Source organism: Kitasatospora sp. NPDC001539 (assembly GCF_040298565.1).
GTDB lineage: Bacteria > Actinomycetota > Actinomycetes > Streptomycetales > Streptomycetaceae > Kitasatospora.
Window position 1 is genome coordinate 1 of record NZ_JBEPAK010000028.1, and the last position, 20022, is coordinate 20022.

Annotated in this window: 17 protein-coding genes and 1 riboswitch; of the genes, 10 read left to right on the forward strand and 7 right to left on the reverse strand. The window is 75.0% G+C overall.

The window, feature by feature from the left end:
* Positions 1-123 precede the first annotated feature (123 nt).
* The 3 genes from ABT247_RS07680 to ABT247_RS07690 form a co-directional block, all read right to left on the reverse strand.
* On the reverse strand, positions 124-2244 hold the full coding sequence (locus ABT247_RS07680) for a hypothetical protein (RefSeq protein WP_350739527.1): 2121 nt from the start codon (positions 2242-2244) through the stop codon (positions 124-126).
* A 204-nt stretch (positions 2245-2448) separates the two neighbouring features.
* The gene (locus ABT247_RS07685; protein ID WP_350739619.1) at positions 2449-4023 is read right to left on the reverse strand and encodes a lipase maturation factor family protein; all 1575 of its coding nucleotides are present in this window, start codon (positions 4021-4023) and stop codon (positions 2449-2451) included.
* A 287-nt stretch (positions 4024-4310) separates the two neighbouring features.
* A complete protein-coding gene (locus tag ABT247_RS07690; protein ID WP_350739530.1) occupies positions 4311-5384 on the reverse strand; it encodes a GAF domain-containing protein in 1074 nt (357 codons plus the stop codon).
* 427 nt (positions 5385-5811) lie between these two features.
* On the opposite strand from ABT247_RS07690, the gene ABT247_RS07695 reads away from it, so the two are divergent.
* The 5 genes from ABT247_RS07695 (at position 5812) to ABT247_RS07715 (ending at position 11100) form a co-directional block, all read left to right on the forward strand.
* Entirely contained in the window at positions 5812-7158 is a 1347-nt protein-coding gene (locus tag ABT247_RS07695) for an acyl-CoA dehydrogenase family protein (RefSeq protein ID WP_502892402.1), read from the forward strand.
* A 370-nt stretch (positions 7159-7528) separates the two neighbouring features.
* Entirely contained in the window at positions 7529-9661 is a 2133-nt protein-coding gene (locus ABT247_RS07700; RefSeq protein WP_350739532.1) for an ATP-binding protein, read from the forward strand.
* Positions 9661-10092: a roadblock/LC7 domain-containing protein gene (locus ABT247_RS07705; protein ID WP_350739535.1), complete on the forward strand. Its 432-nt coding sequence runs from the start codon at positions 9661-9663 to the stop codon at positions 10090-10092. Before ABT247_RS07700 ends, ABT247_RS07705 begins: the two co-directional genes overlap by 1 nt.
* Positions 10089-10472 carry a DUF742 domain-containing protein gene (locus tag ABT247_RS07710; protein ID WP_350739538.1) on the forward strand — a complete coding sequence of 128 codons (384 nt, stop codon included), beginning with the start codon at positions 10089-10091 and terminating at the stop codon, positions 10470-10472. Before ABT247_RS07705 ends, ABT247_RS07710 begins: the two co-directional genes overlap by 4 nt.
* A gap of 52 nt (positions 10473-10524) precedes the next feature.
* On the forward strand, positions 10525-11100 hold the full coding sequence (locus tag ABT247_RS07715; protein WP_350739541.1) for a GTP-binding protein: 576 nt from the start codon (positions 10525-10527) through the stop codon (positions 11098-11100).
* Between the two features lie 54 nt (positions 11101-11154).
* Here ABT247_RS07715 and ABT247_RS07720 read toward each other — a convergent pair whose 3' ends face one another.
* Positions 11155-11607 carry a MarR family winged helix-turn-helix transcriptional regulator gene (locus tag ABT247_RS07720; protein ID WP_350739544.1) on the reverse strand — a complete coding sequence of 151 codons (453 nt, stop codon included), beginning with the start codon at positions 11605-11607 and terminating at the stop codon, positions 11155-11157.
* Between the two features lie 195 nt (positions 11608-11802).
* Positions 11803-11870, forward strand: a riboswitch (guanidine-III (ykkC-III) riboswitch).
* 11 nt (positions 11871-11881) lie between these two features.
* On the opposite strand from ABT247_RS07720, the gene ABT247_RS07725 reads away from it, so the two are divergent.
* Entirely contained in the window at positions 11882-12736 is an 855-nt protein-coding gene (locus tag ABT247_RS07725) for an MBL fold metallo-hydrolase (protein WP_350739547.1), read from the forward strand.
* Positions 12737-12785: 49 nt separating this feature from the next.
* Here the strand turns inward: ABT247_RS07725 and ABT247_RS07730 are convergent, their stop codons facing one another.
* Entirely contained in the window at positions 12786-13922 is a 1137-nt protein-coding gene (locus tag ABT247_RS07730; RefSeq protein WP_350739550.1) for a CapA family protein, read from the reverse strand.
* Positions 13923-14170: 248 nt separating this feature from the next.
* Here ABT247_RS07730 and ABT247_RS07735 point away from each other — a divergent pair, with 248 nt between their 5' ends.
* The 4 genes from ABT247_RS07735 (at position 14171) to ABT247_RS07750 (ending at position 17901) form a co-directional block, all read left to right on the forward strand.
* Entirely contained in the window at positions 14171-14536 is a 366-nt protein-coding gene (locus tag ABT247_RS07735) for a dsRBD fold-containing protein (protein ID WP_350739552.1), read from the forward strand.
* Positions 14537-14794: 258 nt separating this feature from the next.
* Positions 14795-16135, forward strand: a complete 1341-nt coding sequence (locus ABT247_RS07740; RefSeq protein ID WP_350739555.1) for a M48 family metalloprotease — start codon at positions 14795-14797, stop codon at positions 16133-16135.
* A 30-nt stretch (positions 16136-16165) separates the two neighbouring features.
* Positions 16166-16588: a MarR family winged helix-turn-helix transcriptional regulator gene (locus tag ABT247_RS07745; protein ID WP_350739559.1), complete on the forward strand. Its 423-nt coding sequence runs from the start codon at positions 16166-16168 to the stop codon at positions 16586-16588.
* Positions 16589-16722: 134 nt separating this feature from the next.
* Entirely contained in the window at positions 16723-17901 is a 1179-nt protein-coding gene (locus ABT247_RS07750; protein ID WP_502892403.1) for a PP2C family protein-serine/threonine phosphatase, read from the forward strand.
* A gap of 42 nt (positions 17902-17943) precedes the next feature.
* On the opposite strand, the gene ABT247_RS07755 is transcribed toward ABT247_RS07750, so the two are convergent.
* A complete protein-coding gene (locus ABT247_RS07755) occupies positions 17944-19392 on the reverse strand; it encodes an ABC transporter substrate-binding protein (RefSeq protein ID WP_350739561.1) in 1449 nt (482 codons plus the stop codon).
* Positions 19383-20003: an MTB12 C-terminal domain-containing protein gene (locus tag ABT247_RS07760; protein ID WP_350739564.1), complete on the reverse strand. Its 621-nt coding sequence runs from the start codon at positions 20001-20003 to the stop codon at positions 19383-19385. The genes ABT247_RS07755 and ABT247_RS07760 overlap by 10 nt, the downstream gene beginning before the upstream one ends.
* Positions 20004-20022: the final 19 nt, after the last annotated feature.

A 20022-nucleotide genomic window follows, 5' to 3' on the forward strand; every position in this document is an offset into this window, starting at 1 on the left:
CACCGTCTGCTGCGCGTCCCGGGCCCTGCCGTGTGCCGTCCGGCGCCGAGGGCGGCTCCGTCGAACTCAGTCGTACTCGGCCGTACTCGGCGATGCCGAGCCGTGCCGAGCCGTGCCGGGGCGTCAGCCGCGCGCGGCGGCGACGGCGGCGCCCAGCGCCTCCTTGATCCGGGGACCGAGGCGGGCGAAGCCCAGCTCCTTCATGGCGGCCCGGAGCAGCTCCTCCTCGCTCCGCTCGGTGCCGTCGCCGTTGATCCAGCGGACGACGGCGAGCAGTTCGTCGGCCGAGTAGGCGGTCACCGGGCGGCCGGGGGTGAAGTCCGGCTTCTCGGGACGGCCTGCGGGAGCCTCGGCGGCGGGCTCCGGCTCGACGGACCCGGCCGCATCGGACTCGGGCTCATCGGACTCGGACCCGACGGACTCGGACTCGACGGCGGGCGCCTCGACCTCGGCGGTCGCGACCTCGACCGGCTCCGGCTCGACGGACTCGGGCTCGACGACCGCAGCCTCGGCCTCCGGCTCGGCGTCGGTGTCGGCCACCTGCGCCTCGGCGGTCCCGGGCTCGGCGGTCACGTCGGTCTCCGCCTCGGCCTCCGGCTCGGCGGCGGTGCTGTCCTCCACCACCTCGGCAACGATCTCGACCTCGGCGGCGGCCTCGTCCGAACCGTCCGCCTCCTCCTCGTCCGCAGCCTCGGACTCGGGAACGGCGGCGGTCGCGGCGGCCACCAGGTCGTCGGCGGCCGGGGAGGGTGCCGGGAGGGACACCACGGCGGCCGGGGCCTCCTCCTCCGTCACCTCCGTCACGACGGCGGCCGACTCGGTCCCGGTGGCTTCGGCCACCGGGTCGGACGGCGCCTCGACTGCCTCCGCACCGGTCCCGGCGTCCGCCTCGTCCTCCACGTCCACCGCGTCCTCGGTGTCAGCGTCAGCGTCAGCCTCGACCTCGGCATCGGCATGGGCGTCAGCCTCGACGTCGACGACGGCCTCGGCATCAGCCTCGACCTCGGCATCGGCATCGGCCTGAGCAGGCACCGCAACCGGCGCTTCCTCCACCAGCCCGTCACGCTGACCGCCGGCCAGGGCCTGACGCGCCGCAGCCTCGGCCTCGGCATCGGCCTCGGCGTCCGACTCCTGATCGCCCTCGTCCTGAACGCCCACGTCGTGGCCGTCCGACTCCTGACCGCTCGCCTCCGACAGACCCGCCTCGGACACGCCCGCCTCCGGCCCGTCCGCCTCCGGCCCGTCCGCCTCGACGCCCGTCGGCTCCTCCGCACCGACGGCCCCGGCCGACCCGGTCAGCCCGTCCCGCTGCCCGCCCGCCAGCGCCTGACGCGCCGCGTACGCGGCCTCGGCGGCGCGGCGGTCGGCCTTGGCGGCGGTCAGCTCGGCGAGCAGGTCGCCGAGGCCGGCGGCCTCCAGGGTGGCGCGCAGGCTGCGGATGGTGGGCAGCCGGTACAGGGTGCCCTCGTCGGTGGCGAGGCGCTCGACCAGCTCGACCAGCTCGGCGAAGGCGAGCCCGTCGAGGTCCTGGTCGGGCAGCAGGCGGGCGAGGCCGCGCAGGCCGGTGTTGATGGTCTCGAAGGCCTGGGCGGTGCGGTCGACCAGGGCGCCGTCGGCGGGCACGACCGGGAGGGTGCCCGCCGGGGCGAGGGCGGCCCAGGCGCGGCGCTCCACCTCGGCGGAGGTGAGGGCCTCGTGCAGGTCCTCGCGGCGGATCCGGCGGTCGGTGGCCAGGGCGGCGGCCTGCTTGCGCAGCGAGCGGCCGCGCAGCCAGGAGAGCTTGACGCCGTTCTCGCGGCGCCAGGCGCTGTCCGCGGTGGCGGCGGCCAGGGCGGCGAGGTCGGCGTCGTACGCGGCGGGGGTGAGGGTGGCGGAGGTGCGGTGCACCCGCTGGAGCAGTTCGACCAGCAGCGCGGTCTTGGCGACGGTGTCGGGCTCGTCGAGCTTGACCTCCGCGGCCAGCGCGGTGACGGCCTCCCAGGTCTGCTGGAGGTCGCTTCCGCGCAGTTCGGCGAGGACGGTGGACGCGGCGCGGGCGTCCTCGGGGGTGGCGACGGTGTCGACGGCCGCGTACCAGGCGTGGGTGTCGGCGCTGAGGGTGAAGGCGCCGAGTTCGGCGTAGCGGCCGAGGTCGTCGCGGAGGTCGGGCTCCGCGGCCGCGTCCTGGGGGTCCTTGACGTCTGCGGCGTCGGCGACGTCGGCCGGGTCGGCTGCGTCGGCGTTGCGCGAGTGAAGCACTGTCATGTGTGGTCCGGTTCTGGGCGTCGACGGCGGGGCTGGCGGGGAGGGCGCGACGGACCGGGTGCGCGGGGTGCCCCTGGGGCGGGGCCGGGGGCGCGCGGTCGGGCCGCCGGTTGCGGAGGCCAAGAATACGGGTGCCCGTTCGAGCCTTGCACGCACCCACCGCCGGACGGACCGGTGTCGCGTGCCCTACCGCCCGCCTGGCCGCTACCCGGGAGGGCTGCCCGGGTGGCCCGTGGCTGGTCCGGACGGGTGGCCGCGGTGCTCCGTCCGGGGTGGACGGGGCCTCCGGAGCCCGTCCAGCGGCACCTTGCGGGCGCTGCGGGCCGGTCGGCCGAGGGGCGGTCGGTACCCGGCCCGACCGAGGGTGGGGGTGTCGACCGGCGCGAGGTACTCGTGCAGCGCGGTGCGGTGCCACCACGCGCCGGTTTCCCGCAGTTCGCGCCATCCGGTGAACCGGTAGAGGTAGAGGGTCGCCCGGACGTGGGTCGGCGGGGCGTCGGGGAAGGGGTTGTGGCGCAGCAGGCGGAGGGTCGCCGGGTCGCCGGCCAGCAGACGGGCGACGAAGGGCAGGAACCAGGGGCGTGCGTAGGCGGGTGAGATGCCGGCGAACCACATCAGCCAGTCGAGCCGCAGGTGGTAGGGGGCGTACTGGCGCGGGAGCCGGCGCACGTCGCCGGGCTTGCCCTTGAAGCCGTACTCGCGCCAGACGGTGTGCGGGGTGAGGACGGCCTCGTCGGTGCCCTCGACCACGACCTCCTGGCGCAGCCGGTTGACGCTGCCGAAGGCGCCGTAGGTGTTGACGAGGTGGATCCGGTTGAAGGAGCGGTTCATCGCCTGGCGGCGGGAGACCATGTTGGCCACCGGCCAGTAGCTGAGCACCGCGACGGCGACGGTCACGGCGATCACCAGCGCTTCGTACCAGAGCGGCGCGCCGGGGTAGTGGCGGGCGTGCACGGGCAGGCCGAGGCGGGCGGGTTCGACGGCGGCGAGGGCGAGCACGACGGTCAGCCAGTTGAGCCAGGCGAAGTTGCCGGAGGCGATCAGCCACAGCTGGGTGACGAGCACGGCGCAGGCGGCGTAGCTCGCGATCGGCTGCGGGAGCAGCAGGCAGACGGGTACGACGAGTTGGACCGCGTGGTTGGCGGCGGCCTCGACCCGGTGCAGCGGGTCGGGCAGGTGGTGGAAGAACCAGCTGAGCGGTCCGGGCATGGGCTGGGTCTCGTGGTGGTAGCGCAGGCAGGTCAGGTCCCGCCAGCAGGAGTCGCCGCGCAGTTTGATCAGTCCGGCGCCGAACTCGACCCGGAAGGCCAGCCAGCGCGTCAGCCACAGGACGAGGGTGGGCGGGGCGGTGTCGGCGTTGCCGAGGAAGGCGGCCAGGAAGCCCGCCTCGAGCAGCAGGGACTCCCAGCCGAAGGAGTACCAGGTCTGGCCGACGTTGACGATGGAGAGGTAGAGCGCCCAGAGCGCCGCCCAGAGCAGCACGGAGGCCCAGAGCGGCACGGCGTCGCCGAGCCCGGCGGCGACGGCGGCGGCCAGGGCGGCGCCGGTCCAGGCGACGGCGGCGAAGAAGCGGTCGCTGTAGTGGAGGTGGAACAGGCTCGGGGAGCGGCGGAACGGCACGCGGGCGGTGAAGCGGGGCACCGGCAGCATGCCGTCGGCGCCGATCAGGGCGCGGAACTGCGCGGCGGCGGCGAGGAATCCGATCAGGTAGAGGCCGGCGAGCAGGCGTTGGACGAGCAGTCGGCTCAGCCAGTAGTCGGGGGCGGCGAACCAGTCCATGCGGCCCATGCCTACCATCGGCGGCCCGCCGCCGGGCCCGGCCGGGGTGCGGGGGGCGGGCGGTTCACCCGCTCGGCCCGGGGCTGCGGGCGGGTGGTGCGGGTCAGGGGGTCCGGAGCCGCCGCGGCGGCGCCAGCGGTCCCTCCGCGGGGCACCGCCCGGACGGCAGTGTGGCGGGGAGCCTCTCCACGGGGGTGAGAGGCGCCCCGCCACGGGGGGTGGTCGGTGCGGTGGTGGAGCGATCCGCCGGCCGGGTGCGGTGCACCTGCGGGCGGGTGGTCGGCCGTTCAGCTCGGCAGGACGTGTCCGGACCCGCCGTTGACGCCCGGGCGACCGGTCCCGGGGGCGGCGCCCGTCTGCTGGAGCCGGTCGACCAGCAGCGCGGCCAGCGTGCCGAGTTCCTCCTCGGTGCGGGACTGCGCGGTGACGTCCATGCCGACGGTGAGGACGCCGTTGACCTGGCCGGTGCGCACGGCCCGCATCGGGGTGCAGGTGAAGCTGAAGACCTGCTGGATGCGCTGCGCCTCGGGGCGGGCCTGGATCCGGACGTCGTTGAGGACGGTGGTGCGGCCGGTGTGGTACGCCTCGGTGACGGCCTGCTGGAGGCCGGCCGCGCCGAGCTGCGGGTAGGCCGCGCCGACCGAGCCGTAGGCGACCGGGGCGCCGAAGGTCTCGGCGTGCTGGGCGTTGGCGTAGCGGATCTCCTGGCCGGGCCCGTCGGTCAGCATGATCGGGAACGGGGAGCCGTCGAAGGCGGCGAACATCTCCTGCTGCTGGGCGAGCAGGTTGTCGCGCAGCCGGATCTCGGAGAGCAGCGCCTCGGCGAGGTGCTGGATGTCGCGCAGCCGCTCGCGGCCCCACTGGCGCGGTTCCCGGTCGAGGACGCAGACGGTGCCGATGACGGTGTTGGTGTCGTCGACGAGCGGGGCTCCGAGGTAGGCCCGGACGCCGAGTTCGTCCACGACCGGGTTCCCGGCGAACCGGGGGTAGGCGAGGATGTCGTCCAGCGCCAGGGGCGAGCGCTGGGCGACCACGTGCGGGCAGAACCCGTGGCTGAGCGGCATCTGGCGGGTGGGGAGGTCGAAGGCGATGCCCCGGTCCGCCCAGGAGGCGCCGTCCTCGTGCGCGGTTTCCGTCGAAGTTGGCGGGATGTAGAGCCCCCGGAACATCTGGCGCTCGTCGTTGATGAAGTTGACCATCGCGATGGGGGCGCGGGTGATACTGGCTGCCAGGTGGGCGAAGCGGTCGAAGGCCTCGTCCGCGGACGGGTCGTTGAGACCCAGGCTGCGCAGTCTGCGGGTTCGCTCGGACTCCCCGGCGGCACCCGGGAACTGGCCTTGAGTGCTCATCACATCAGTCATGGCGCACATGTAATCAGACATCCGGGCGCTGCGGTGGAACCGGGACCGGCCGGCGGTCACTGCTGATGTTCAGTCAAAACCGCATGTGAGCGGCCGACCGCAGGCTGTGGAGCGGAGGAAGATCACTTCCCCGCGGGCACCGCGGCGAAACTCGCTCGAAAAAGGACGCGCCGAATCCCGCCAATCCAAGATCAGATCTGTGTAAGCCGGCACGTCCATATGACAATGAGCCCTGCCGAAGACACGGACGGTAGTCCCCGACCCTCCGGGAACCCGCCCCAGGATCCGCATGCACCCCGGTTGCGAAGGAGCGATCGGCCCGCCCCACCCCCTCCACACCCCCACCGATCCCCTCGGGGGAGCGGCCGGAGCGGCATCGACGGCATGAACGGAGGCACGACACCCACCGGAACGAGAGGACGAGAGCATGGCGATGGACTACTTCACCGACGAACGGCACGAAAGCCTCCGCGCGGAGGTCCGTGAGTTCGCGGAGAAGGAGGTGCGTCCGCAGGTGGCCAGGATGGAGTCCGACCGGGAGGTGGAGATCGACCTCGCCCGTGAGATCGCCCGCCGGGGCTGGATCGGCGTCACCATTCCCCGGGAGTTCGGCGGCCTGGGGCTGGGACACCTCGCCAAGACCGTCATCGTGGAGGAACTGGCCCGGGTCAGCGGCGCGATGGGCGCGGTGGCACAGGCGTCGCAGCTCGGCGTCGCCAAGGTCCTCCACTTCGGCTCGGACGCACAACGACGGGAGTGGCTGCCGAAGTTCGCGTCCGGAGCGGCGCTGCCGACCATCGCCGTCACCGAGCCGGAGTCCGGCGGCCACGTGCTGGGCATGTCCGGCACCGCCCGCCGCGAGGGCGACGAGTACGTGCTCAACGGCCGGAAGGTCTTCGTCGGCAACTCCCACATCGGCGACGTGCACGGCGTGGTCCTGCGCACGGGTACCGGCAGCCGGGGCCTGTCCGCCTTCCTGGTCGAGAGCGACCGGCCCGGCTTCCGCACCGGATCGATCGGCACCCAGGGCGGTCTGCACGGCTTCAGCTTCGGTGAGCTCGTCTTCGAGGACTGCCGCATCCCGGCGGCGAACCGGCTCGGCGAGGAGGGGCTCGGCCTCGACGTCGCCTACTCCTCCTCCACCCTGTACGGCCGGCTGAACCTGGGGGCCGTCGCGCTCGGCATCCACGTCGCGGTCGTCGAGGACACCGTGCGCTTCGCGGAGGAGCGGATGCTCTACGACCGGCCGATCAACCAGCTGAACAGCATCGCGCTGAAGCTCGGCGAGATGCAGTCCCGGCTGATGACGGCCAAGCTGGCCGCCTACCACGCCTCCCACCTGCTCGACCGCGGCAAGGCCTGCGACGCGGAGCTGATGAACGCCAAACTCGTCAACACCGAGTACGCGATGGACTCGGCGCGCCAGGCGATGGAGATCTTCGCCGCCCGCGGCACCCAGGAGGAGCACCACATCATCCGCTACCTGCGGGACGCCACCCACGTCTACGCCCCGGCCGGCACCTCGGACGTGCAGAAGCTGCGCCTGGGACAGGTGGCTTCGGGCACGTACGGCAAGCAGTGGTCGGCCGAGCTGTCCGACGTGACCAGTTGGGCGTGGACGGAGCTCAACCAGCTGGAGGCGCAGCGCGCGGAGCGGCGCGGCCCCCAGCGGGACGAGCTGCGCAACGAGCGGCGCGGCGTCCAACGGGAGGAGCGGCGGGACGAGCGGCGGGTGCGGGCCGCCCGGGTGGTGCCGATCTCGCTGGCGGGCTGACCCGGCCCGTTTGACCTGTTCCTGACGGTGTTCCCGGGGCGCGCCCGCCGCCGCCCCGGGAAGCCGCTCCGACTCTTCGCGACCGCGGCGACCTGCGGCGTTCCGTCGGCGAACCCTTCCGCCGGGCGCCGCCGACGGCACCATCGGCCGTTCACATATCGTCAGTTGATGTTGCTAACAAGGCACCTGGGGCTGATAGGTTTCCTGCCGTCGGCGGCCGTAGCTGCACCCGCTCGGACGGTGACACCGCGTCACCCCGTCCGGCGGACCCGGCCTCGGCGCCCAGAAGCCCGCCCGGGCCGCTCGGGCCGACCACGCCGTTCGGACCCGCGACCCGGCCCCGCAACTCGGCCCTGCGACAAGGAATCAGATGCCAGGCATATCGGCCCCCCGCACGGGCCACCGCGCCGGCCGGTCCGGCTCCCTCCGCAGCTCGATCCTCGGCCTCGTCCTCCTCCCCGGCCTGGGCCTCGCCGCCGCCTGGGGCTACGCCGCCTACCTGCTGCGCGACGCCGGGCACCGCACCGCGTTGCTGGCCGGCACCGCCGTCGTCGTGGTGGTCCTGCTGGTCAGCGCGATCCGCGCGGCCAGGGTCGCCCGGGCCCTGTCCGCCCGGCTGGCCGGCCTGCGGGCCGACACCTTCGCGCTCGCCCAGCGCGAGATCCCCGAGGTGGCCGACCGGCTGCGCGCCGGGGAGACCGTCCTCGTCCCGCCGGCCTGGGCGCCGTCCCGGCGGATCGGCGACGAGGTCCAGCAGGCCTCCGACGGCCTGGCCGCCGTCCGCCAGGCCGCCGTCGCGGCCATCGTCCACCAGGCCCAGGGCCGTGAGGGGACGAAGAAGGTCTTCCTCAACATCGCCCGGCGCACCCAGATCCTGATCCACCGGCAGATCAGCATGCTCGACGCGCTGGAGCGCGAGCACGAGGAACCGGAGCTGCTGCGCGAGCTGTTCGCGGTCGACCACCTGGCCACCCGGATGCGGCGGAACGCCGAGAACCTGGTCATCCTCGGCGGGGCGCTGCCGGCCCGGCGCTGGCGCAACGCGGTGCCCGTGGTCAACGTCCTGCGCAGCGCCGTCTCCGAGACCGAGAACTACTCCCGCGTCGTCGTCCAGGGCGTGCCCCGGGTCTCGCTCAGCGGGCAGGCCGTCGCCGACGTGATCCACCTGGTCGCCGAACTGATCGAGAACGGCACCACCTTCTCCCCGCCGTACACCCAGGTGCAGGTCTGCGCCCAGGAGGTCCCCAAGGGCCTGGCGGTCGAGGTCGAGGACCGCGGCCTCGGCATGACCGAGGAGGAGTACGAGCGGCTCAACGAGTACCTGGCCAACCCGCCCGAGCTGGACGTCTCCGCGCTCGGCGACGACCTGAGGCTCGGCCTGTTCGTCGTCGCGCGGCTCGCCGCCCGGCACGCCGTCCAGGTCACCCTGCGGCCCTCGCCGTACGGCGGCACCCGGGCCGTGGTGCTGGTGCCGGCGGTGCTGCTGGAGCAGGCCGAGCAGCCGGCCGCGGTGCCCGGGCTGCCCTCCGGCGCGCGGGTCACCCGTACGCCGGTGCCGGAGCAGCGGCCCGCGGCGGACGGCGGGCCCAGCGGCCCTTCCGCGCCCGAGGTGGACACACCCCCCGCACCGGCCGGACCCCTCGCACCGGTCGGACCGGCCGGACCCGTCGGACCGGGCGGTCCCGGGACCGCGGGCGGTGGTGCGGTCGCCGGCGAGCTGCTCGGACGGCCGGACGGGGACGGCGACACCGCCCCCGCCGGCGGCGGGCTGCCGGTGGGCGCCGAGATCCCCGGGCTGCCCGGCGCCGTGGTGGTGCCCCGGCCCGTGCTGCCCCGGCCGTACGACCTTCCGGACGATCCGTCGGAGCCCGGCCCGGCGGAGCCCGGCACCGCTCCGCTCCCGGCTTCCGGCGGGGGCACCGGGGACGCTTCCGGCCCTGCCACCGGGCCCGGCTCCGGCACCGCCTCCGCCCCCGCTCCGCACCGGGCGGACGGGCTGCTCGCGGACCCGGCGGCCGTCTTCGACGGGGTGCCCGCCGACCGCTCGGTGCCCAGCCACGCACGCCCCCGGGAGGAGCAGGTGGCGCAGGGCCCGGACGGTGAACTGCGCACCCCGCGCGTCCTGCCGCAGCGGGTCCGCAACGCCAGCCTCGCCGAGCAGCTCCGCGAAGCCCACGCGCCCGGCGCGATGCTGCCGCCGGTGCCGCCGGCACCGTCGTCGCCGCAGGCCTCGCCGGCCCGGCCGTACGGGACGCACACCGCACCCGACGGTTCCCGCCACGACGGCGCCGACGGTGACCCCTCCCCGGCGCGCTCGCGCGCCACCATGGCCGCCATCCAGCGCGGCACCCGGAGCGCCCGCGAAGCCGGTGCCGACCCGGGCGCACCAGCCGTGCCCCCCGACCTGGCGGAACGTTCCGCCACTCAGGACGCCCGCGGGACCGCCCCCGGGACCGCCCCCGCGCAAGCGCCCGCCGCCCAGGAAGCCAAGGAACAGCAGTGATGACGCAGCACACCGAGACCCAGCGCGACCTCAACTGGCTGCTGGACCAGCTGGTGGCGCGGGTCCCCGAGACCCGGCACGCCATCGTCCTCTCCGAGGACGGCCTGCTGGTCGGCATGGACCAGGGACTCGACCGGGCCGACGCCGAGCACCTGTCCGCCGTCGCCTCCGGCCTGCAGAGCCTCGCCCGCGGCGCCGGGCACCGCTTCAACGGCGGCCGGGTCCGGCAGACCGTGGTCGAGATGGACCAGCTGTTCCTGTTCGTCACCACCGCCGGGCAGGGCGCCCGGCTCGCCGTCCTCACCAGCGAGCAGGTGGACGCCGGACTGATGGCCTACGAGATCAACATGCTGGTGAAGCAGGTCGGGCAGTACCTGACCGCGGCGCCGCGCAGCGACGCGGGCCAGGTCGGCGCGGGTGGCGGTGCGTGACCACCGCCGACGCCGACGAGGGCTGGTTCTACGACAAGGACGCCGGCCACCTGGTCCGTCCCTACGCCATCACCAACGGGCGCACCGGCCCGGTCCGTACGGGCTTCGCGCTGATCACCCTGGTGGTCACCGCCGACCCGCGCACCGACACCAGCCGGCTGGCCCCCGAACCGGCCGCGATCATCGACCTGTGCCGCGAACGCCCGCTGGCCGTGGCCGAGATCGCGGCCACCCTGGACCTGCCGGTGAGCGTGGTCAAGGTGCTGCTGGACGACCTCGCGGAGGCCCGGCTGATCCTCACCCGGGCCCCGGTCCAGCTGGCCGAGGCGCCGGACATCTCGCTGATCCAGGCCGTGATCGAGGGCGTCCGCCGGCTCTGAGCGGCGGACCGGCCCCGCATGCGACTCCCAGTTCCCCTCCAGGAGACCCGAATTGACGATCAAGAGCCTGGTGCCGGGCGCGGTCAAGATCCTCGTCGCCGGCGGTTTCGGTGTCGGGAAGACCACGATGGTGGGCTCGGTCAGCGAGATCGAACCGCTGCAGACCGAGGAGCGGATGACCCGCGCCAGCGTCGGGATCGACAGCCTCGACGGCATCCAGGACAAGTCCACCACCACGGTGGCGATGGACTTCGGACGGATCACCCTCCGCGAGGACCTGGTGCTCTACCTCTTCGGCACGCCGGGGCAGTTCCGGTTCTGGTTCATGTGGGACGACCTCGCGCTCGGCGCCCTCGGGGCGATCGTCCTCGCGGACACCCGGCGGCTCGAGACCAGCTTCGCCGCCGTGGACTTCTTCGAGCAGCGGGGCATCCCGTTCGCGATCGGCGTCAACTGCTTCCACGGACGGCGCGAGGCCAGCCCGGAGGACGTCCGGCGCGCCCTCGACCTCGGGCCGGAGGTGCCGGTGGTGCTGTGCGACGTCCGGGAGCGGGCGTCCAGCAAGGAACTGCTGCTCGCCCTGCTCGACCGGGTGCACCGGGAGGCGCTGGCCGCCGGACGGCGGTGAGGGCGGCCCGCCGGACACCGGTGAGGGCGGGCCGTCGCGGTCGGGCCGCCGCGGTCACGCCTTCGTCGGCGTGAGCTCGGTCAACGCGTCGACCAGGGTGGACAGTTCGGGCACCTCCGCGGCCTGGGCCAAGGTCGCCTCCAGGGTGGCGTCGTGCACCGGTCGGGCGGCCTCCAGCAGCGCGCGGCCCGCCGCCGTCAACTCGGTGTAGATGCCCCGGCGGTCGTCCGCGCAGAGGTAGCGGCTGAGCAGCCCCCGGTCCTCCAGCCGGGTCACCAGCCGGGTGGTCGCGCTGCTGCTCAGCGCCGCCGCGCGGGCCAGCTGCTGCATCCGCATGTGCCACCCGTCCTGCCGGGAGAGGGCCTCCAGCACGGTGTACTCGACCACGGAGAGCTGGTGCCCCGCCTGGAGCGCCTTCTCCAGCGCGGTGTCGATCAGCCCGTGCAGTGCGGCGAGCGTGCGCCAGCCACTGGCCCGGACCTCGGCGGCGTCGTCGCGGATCCCCATGGCTCGCCTTCCCTTCGCGTTCACCCGTACGCCCCGTTGCGTCTTCCGTTCGACAGTATCCCAGTTGGCGCGGATTATCTGACTCTGCAATTACTTCGGTTCCGGGCGGCACCGGGCGGCACCGCCCCGGTCGGGCAGCAGCGGCGGGCGGCGGCACCGGCGGCCGGAGCGCGGCCGGGTGGTGCTAGCGTCGCGGCGGCGGCGCGTCGGCGTCCGCCCCGGACGAGATGTGCGCCGTACCCGGCCCGCGAAGACGACGCACCGAGGAGACGTCATGGCCGCCCGCACGCCGATCGCCCGCCCGCTGGACGTGCGGTGGATCCACGGCTCGCCGTCAGCGAAGCACAACACGGATCCGGACATCCAGGTCCACGAGTACGACGAGCACACCGTCATCCTGCGGCAGAACAAGGCGGTCCACTACGAAGCGCCGTTCCTGTTCCTGCTGTTCGGGGCGGAACGGGCGGTGCTGATCGACACGGGCGCCACGGCCGAGCCCGAGTACTTCCCGCTGCGCGCGACCGTCGACGGCCTGGTGGCGAGGTGGCTCGCCCGGAACCCCCGGGAGGACTACCCCCTGCTGGTGCTCCACACCCACCCGCACGGCGACCACATCGCCGGGGACGGCCAGTTCGCCGACCGGCCGGCGACCACCGTGGTCGGCGGCGACCGGCCCACGGCCTGGGCGTACTTCGGCTTCGGCCGGGCCCCGGAGGCCGTGGCCCGGGTCGACCTCGGCGGCGGGCGGGTGCTGGAGTGCCTGGCCACCCCCGGCCACCACGAGGCGGCGGTCACCTACTACGACCCGTGGACGGGCTTCCTGCTCACCGGCGACACCGTCTACCCGGGCCGGCTCTACATCGACGACTGGCCCGCCTTCGGGCGCACCGTCGAGCGGCTCGTCGAGTTCGCCGGGAGCCGCCCCGTCACGTACGTGCTCGGCTGCCACATCGAGATGACCCGCACCCCGGGCGTCGACTACCCGGTCCGCACCACCTACCAGCCGGACGAGCCCCCGCTCCAGCTCACCGTCGACCACCTGCACCGCATCCGCGCCGCACTCGCCGAACTGGGCGAGGGGCCGCGTCGCCACGCACTGGACGACCTGATCCTCTGGCCCACCGACTGAGCGGGCCCGGGCCCGGACGCGCCCGTCACCCGGGCCGGGCGAGCGGCCGTCAGTGCGCGGCCGGGGGCGGGGTGAGTCCGGCGCAGCCGCGGAGGCCGTCGCGGCGCTTGAGGGCGGCTTCGGCGGCGGCGCCGGTGACCGGCTCGGGGATGCCCTTGTCGTCGATGGTGGCCGGGGTGAAGGCCTCGCCGGTGACCTTGCCGTCGGCGGTCAGGGTGAGGGTGGTGACGCCGGTCTCGTTGGAGTTGGGGTAGTTGGACGTCCCGTACCAGAGGAAGTTGCCGAAGCCGTACCCGACGTAGGTGTCGCCGAGCATGCCCGAGCCGACCATGGTGTGGGCGTGGGTGCCGACCACGGCGGTGGCGCCGGCGGTGGCGAGCTTCTTGGCGACGGCGGTCTGGGCGCCGGTCGGGCAGGCCTTGCCCTCCTCGCCCCAGTGCAGGTAGACGAGCACGACCGGGGCCTGGCGCTTCGCCGACTCCACCGCCTTGACCAGGGCGGGGACGTCCAGCGCCGAGGCGATGCCCGGCTTGTTGGCGCCGGCCCGCCACTTCTGGTTGGTGATGTCCTCGACCTGGCTGGCGGCGACCACCGCGACCTTCACCCCGCGCACGGTGGCGGTGTACGGCGCGTACGCCTCGGTGGCGTTGCGTCCGACGCCGATCACCGGGATCGGCGAGGAGCTCTTGGCGGCGAGGGTGTCGGTGAGGCCGTCGGCGCCGAAGTCGACGGCGTGGTTGTTGGCCATCGAGACGACGTCCACCCCGGAGTCCTTGAGCACGGACAGCGCCTTGGGCGAGGTGCGGAAGGTGTACGTCTTCGGCTCCGGCGCACCGCGGCCGGTGATCGCGGTCTCCAGGTTGAGGACGGACAGGTCGGCGTCGGCGAGGGTGCGGGAGATCGGGCCGAGCGCGGGCTCGGGCGGCTGCACCGACAGCCGGGCCTCGGTGCGGCCCTCGAAGTGGACGTCCCCGGCGAAGGCGACGGTGATGCTGCCGTCGGGCCGGGGCGCGCCGCCCTTGGTGGGGGCCGGGGCCGGGCCGGAGGACGGGCCGGCGGAGCCGGAGGGCCCGGCCGTCGCGGCGCCCGCGGGGGAGGCCGGGGCGGGCGGCGGGTCGTCCGGTCCGCAGGCGGCGACGGCGGTCAGCCCGACGAACAGCGCGACGGCGGCCGCGGCACGGCGCATGAGTGGTTCCCCCCGGAGGATGGTGCAAGAGCGGTCAGCCTACGCCACCGAATCGGCACCGCTTCAGCTCGCCCCCGCAATCTTTCGAACACAAACGCGCAGCGGCGGCTCGGTCCCGGGCGCCGGCGGACGGCTCTCCCGGCCGGCCCCCGCCGCACCGGCCACCGCACCCCTGGCGACCCGGCGGGCCGAGGGGCGGCGTTGGACCATGGAGGGGAGGCAGAGGCCCACGCCGGAGGTGGTTCCGAATGGCCGACTTCCCACCGCAGTACCGGACGGCGACCGCGGAGGCGCGGCCTCCGGACGCCACCCGCGGCACCGCCCCGGACGCCGTGCACGGCATCGCCCCGGACGCCGCCCCGGACACCGTGCGCACCAAGGACTGGCAGCTCAGCCTGCACGTGGTCGAGGACGCCGACACCACCCGGGTGCACGCCGTGCTCGACGCCGACGGCACCGTGCTGCGCAGCGACGCGCTGGCCCGCCGCAACCCCCGCGACGACCCGGACCCCCGGGTCGGCGACGAGTTCGCGGTCGGCCGCGCCCTGGTCGACCTCGGCCACCAGCTGCTGCGCGCCGGCGTGCACGATGCCACCGATCCGGCCGAGGAGTGAGCGCGACGGCCACCGCGGGGGACAGCCCCGCCCGACCCGCCGCCGTTCACGCCCGGAATCGCACCTGCCCCGCGCCGCACCCGACCGCCGCACCCGGCCGACCCACCCACCCCGCGCCACCCGGCGGACCGCCGCGCCCGCCGGCCCGCCGTGTCCCACGGCGGAACACCCGGACCGAGCGCGACCCGGCCGGGTACGCCATGCTGAACCGCGACGCCCCGAACCGGGCGCGCCGCAGCGGAGGAGCGCACCCCACCCATGACCACCCCGTCGACCGACGCGCCGCCCGACCCCGACTTCACCCCGGCCCAGCGCGCCCGCGGCCGGGCGCTGCGCCGCGCCCAGCTGCCGTGGCTGCTCGGCGGCCGGGTGGCCGGCCTGGCGCTGACCCTGGTGCTCGGCCTGAGCCCGGCCGGCGCCGCCCTGGTGACCGCCACCGGCCGCTGGTTCGGCGGCTCCCGCACCGCCGTCGTCCTCTCCGGTGCAGCGGCGTTGCTGCTGCTCGGCCAGGCGCTCCAGCTGCCCTTCGGCGCCAGGGTGCGCTCCGTCCGGGCGCGCTACGGCCTGGTGACCCAGGGCTGGGCCGGCTGGGTGGTGGACGTGCTGCGCGGGCTGGCGCTCGGCCTGCTCCTGGTCCTCCCGCTCGCCCTCGGCCTGTTCGCCCTCACCGGCTGGTCGCCGCAGCACTGGTGGCTCCCGGCCGCCGGCGCGGCGGCCGTGCTGACCGCCGCCCTCTCCTTCCTCCACCCGCTGCTGATCGAGCCGGTGTTCAACCGTTTCGCCCCGATGCCGCCGGGCGAACTGCGCACCGCGCTGCTCGAGCTGGCCGAGCGGGACGGCGTGCGGGTGCGGGACGTCCTGGTCGCGGACGCCTCCCGGCGGACCACCGCGCTGAACGCGTACGTCTCCGGGCTGGGCGCGACCCGCCGGATCGTCGTGTACGACACCCTGCTGTCGACCGCCGAGCCCCGCGAGGTGGAGCTGGTGGTGGCGCACGAGCTGGGCCACGTCAGGCACCGCGACGTGCCGCTCGGGACGGCGCTGGGCGCGGTCGGCGCGGCCGTCGTGGTGGCCGTACTGGGCTTGCTGAGCACCTGGCGCCCGCTGCTGGACGCCGCCGGGGTCGATGACGCGGGCGATCCGCGGGCGCTGCCGCTGCTGGCCGCGCTCGCCGCGCTGGCGGGTGCCCTGTCCGGCCCGGCGCAGTGCGCGGTGAGCCGCCGGATCGAGGCGAGGGCGGACCGGCATGCACTCGAACTGACCGGTGATCCCGAACAGTTCATTGCGATGCAGCGCAGACTTGCGCTGGCGAACGTCTCCGATGTCGACCCGCCCCGGGTGCTTGAGCTACTGTTCGCCACTCACCCGAGTGCGACCCGCCGGATCGCGGCCGCCCGCGCCTGGCAGGCCGGACCGGGGCGGACGGCGGGCGGGACGGCGGACATGACTGCGGGCGGGACGGCGGACGGACCGGCGGACGGACCGGCCGGCGGATCGGCGAGCCGGACGGCCGGCGGCGGCACCGGCGGGGCCGCCGGCGGAACCACCCCGGGCCCGGTCGGCGAGCCGCGCGCGACGCCGGGCGAATCTGTTGTATAGTGCAACAAATTTCGAGGAGGTAGGAACGCCGTGCCCGGCCGCGAGTCGTCCATCGACACCATTCAGCGCGAGCTGACCGCCTTCGCCCGCCGTGCCCGGCACAAGGCCTCCCAGCTGCACCCCGACCTCTCCCTGGTCACCTACAGCATCCTCGACCTGATCACCGAGCGCGGCGGCTGCCGGGCCGCGGACGTGGCCGCGCACTTCATGCTCGACAAGTCCACCGTGAGCCGCCAGGTCACCGCCCTGGAGAAGCTCGGCCTGCTGCGCCGGGAGGCCGACCCGGACGACCAGCGGGGCCAGATCCTGCGCGCCACCGAGGCCGGCCTGACCCTCCTGCGCGATGCCAACGAGCAGCGGCGCGCGGCCTTCACCACCCGCTTCACCGACTGGTCCGACGAGGACGTCGCCCGCTTCGCCGCCTATCTGGCCCGCTACGGCGCGGAGGAGTAGGCCGGGGGCCGGTCACGGCCGCGCGTCGCCACCCGGCCCGCGCCGGCACGGTCCGAGCGTGCCCGCCGAGGGCGCCGCCCCGGGCACCATCGCCCGGGGTGCGCCCCACCGGCCCCACGGTGTACAGAGGAGGGGTGCCCCTCCGGCAGCGTCCCGAAGAGCCGCGTCCTCGCGCCCGCCGCCGCTCCTGGCGACCTGACCGCCGCGCGCTGACGGCGCTGCCGCTCGCGCTGATCGTCGTGATCACCGTCGTCGACATCCTCTCCCCCGCCCAGGTCCACCTGGGCCCGCTGCTGATCGTCGCCCCCGCCCTGACGGCCTCCATCGCCGGCCCCCGTGCCACCGCCGGGGTCGCCCTGCTCGCGCTCGCCGCGCTCACCGTCATCGGCGCCGTCCGGGACGGCCTGACCAGCATCAACATCGAGAGCCAGCTCGGGGCGCAGATCGTCGTCTCGGTCCTGATCGTCGGACTGCGGGTGCTGCGCGACCGGCACGAACGCGAGCTGGCCCGGGTCCGGTCGGTCTCCGAGGCCGCCCAGCGGGTCCTGCTGCGTCCGCTGCCGGAGCGGCTCGGGCCGCTGCACCTGGCCTCCGTCTACCTCGCCGCCGAAGCCGAGGCGCAGGTCGGCGGCGACCTCTACGCGGCCGCCCGCACGGCCACCGGCACCCGGCTGCTGGTCGGCGACGTGCGCGGCAAGGGCCTGTCCTCGCTCGGCGACGCGGCCCTGCTGCTCGGTGCCTTCCGCGCCGCCGCCCACCTGCACGCGGACCTGCCGGACCTCGCCGCCTACCTGGACGGCAGCGTCTGCTGGGACCTCGCCCAGTTGGCCGAGCAGTCCCGGCAGGCCCGGCTGGCCCGCCCGTCGCTGCGCCAGGGGCAGCAGGAGGCGCCCGACGAGGGCGGCGAGTCCTTCATCACCGCGGTGCTGCTGGACATCCCCGACGACGGCTCGCCGGTCCGCCTGATCGACTGCGGCCACCCGCCCCCGCTGCTGCTGCGCCCCGAGGGCATCACCGCCGTCGCCGCCCGCCACCCGGCGCCCCCGCTCGGCCTCGGCGAGCTGGCGCCGGTGGAGTACGAGGTGGAGACCTTCCCCCTGCGCCCCGGCGACCGGCTGTTGATCTACACGGACGGCGTGATCGAGGCCCGGGACGCCCAGCGCCGCTTCTACCCGCTCACGGAGCGGGTGGCCGCCTGGCAGGCCGAGCGCCCCGCCGCCCTGCTGAACCGGCTGCGCCGCGACCTGCTCGCCCACGTCGGCGGGCGGCTGGACGACGACGCGGCGATGGTCGTGGTCGAGCGGCTGCCGTAGCGCAGGCCCCTCGGGAGCGCCGCGGGGACGCCGGGAGGGGGCTCAGGGCTTGTACGGCAGCTGCGGCACGTCGAAGCAGTTCTCGGTCATGGCGGGCACCTGGGTGACCCAGCCGCCCCGCCCGCCCTGCGCGGAGTCCTGCCAGCGGGCCGCGTTGAGGCAGGCCCTGGTCGGGCCGGTGGGCGGGGGCCGGGGGACGAAGGAGGCGGGCAGGATCAGCCCGTGCGCGTCGTAGGGCTCGGCGCGGTTCATGAAGGCCTCGACGCACCCCCGGGTCGGGGCCGCGCCGCAGGAGTCCAGCGCGTCGGTGAGCCACTGGGCGCCGGCCCACCCCTCCAGTTCCCAGGCGGACAGCCGGGCGGCCCGGTCCGGGTAGTAGCGGGCCATCGCGGTGCGGAAGTCCCGCACCGCCGGGTACTGCTCGTCCTCGTAGTCGAGGCTGGAGGAGGTCGCCCAGAGCGCGTTGCGGCAGTTCGGCGAGGAGGCGTAGTCGGTGCGCACCGACTCGGACCAGTTCTGCACGTTGGTCACCTTCGCGGCGACGGTGACCCCCGCCTCGTCCAGCGCCCGGCAGAGCGCCGCGTTGCCCCGGGTGTCCATCGCGTCGAACAGCAGCTGCGAGCCGTCGGCCCGCACCGCCGCGGCCACCGCCTGGAAGTTCGGCAGCGCGAAGTCGACCGTCTGGAGCAGCACCCGGTAGCCCTCCGCCTCCAGCCCGGCCTTCAGCTGTCCGGCGTAGCGGGCGGAGTCGGACTGGTTGTAGGCGACCACGGCGGCGCTGCTCGCGCCCAGGCGCTGCTTGAAGAAACGGAACACCTCGGTGCTCTGGTACAGCGTCCCGTTCCAGCCGACCGCTCGGCCGTCGCGCGGGGCGGCACTGCCGTAGATCCCGTACAGGTGCGGCCAGCGGTCGTACGCGGTGCCGATCGGCTGGCCGCCGATGTCGGGGACGGCCCTGCCGCTCACGTACGGCGCGCCCGCGTAGTCCAGCACGCTGCCGCTGACGAAGGCGAAGACGTGCGCCTGGTCGATCAGCCGGTGCACGCAGTCCTGGTTGCCGACGCCGCTGCCGCCGTCGTCGCAGGTCACCAGCTTGACGGTGCGCCCGTGCAGGCCGCCGTGGTCGTTGAGGGCCTGGAAGAAGGCCTGGGCGCCGTAGCGGGGGCCGCTGAACACCTCGCTGCCGACCGGGCTGGTGAGCGAGGTGACGATGCCGATCCGGATCTCGGTGGCGGTGACGCCGGTGTCGGACGCCGGGTTGGTGCCCGAACCGGCCGTGCCGCCGCCGGTGCCGCCCGACGGTCGGGCGCGGGCGGTGAAGTCGGCCTCCGGCAGCCGGGTGCCGCACCCGGTGAGGGCCGGCGCCAGGGCCAGCAGGGCCGACAGGGCCGCTGCCGAGGCCCGCAGCGGAACGCGGGCGGGCCGCCGGCGCGGGATCGCGTCGGCGGCCCGGCGTCGCGGCGGGACGGTCGGCGGCGCGGTCAGCTGCATCCGGGGACGGGTGTGCCGCTGGCTCCGCCGGCCTGGGTGAGCAGACCGCACAGGGTGGCGCGGGAGACCTTCCAGGTGCCGTTCTCCAGGACGGACTGGCCGGTCGCGCTCGGCTCGACCTCGTTGCCCTGGAGGAAGAGCGCGTAGGTGACGGTCGCGTCGGCGGCGTCCGTGAAGGCGACGTCGTTGACCTTGGCCTTCACCTGGCCGACCCGCGGATCCTGCGAGAAGCCCTGGAGCACGGGGAGCAGCGCGTCACCGCCCTGGAGCAGCTTCGCCTTGTCGGCGATCGGGGTGGCGGGGTCGAAGAACCGCTCCCAGTTGGTGGTGATCTCCGCCTTCGCGGCGGCCGGATCGGCGGGGGCGGTCCCGGTGGCCCCGGCTCCGGCGCTTCCGCTCCCGGTCGCGCCGGCGCTCGCACTCGCACTGGTGCCGGCGCCGGCACCGCCGGTCGCGCTCGCGCTCGCGCTCGCCGAGGAGGGGGCCGAGGAGCCGGACGAGCCGCTGCTGCACGCGGCGGCCGAGCACACCAGCAGTACGGCGAGCAGCCCGCCCGCCGTCCGCCGGAGGGGGCCGCCGCCCTCGGGGGTGCCGCTTCGCGTCACGTGCATGGTGATCCCTCTCGGCTTC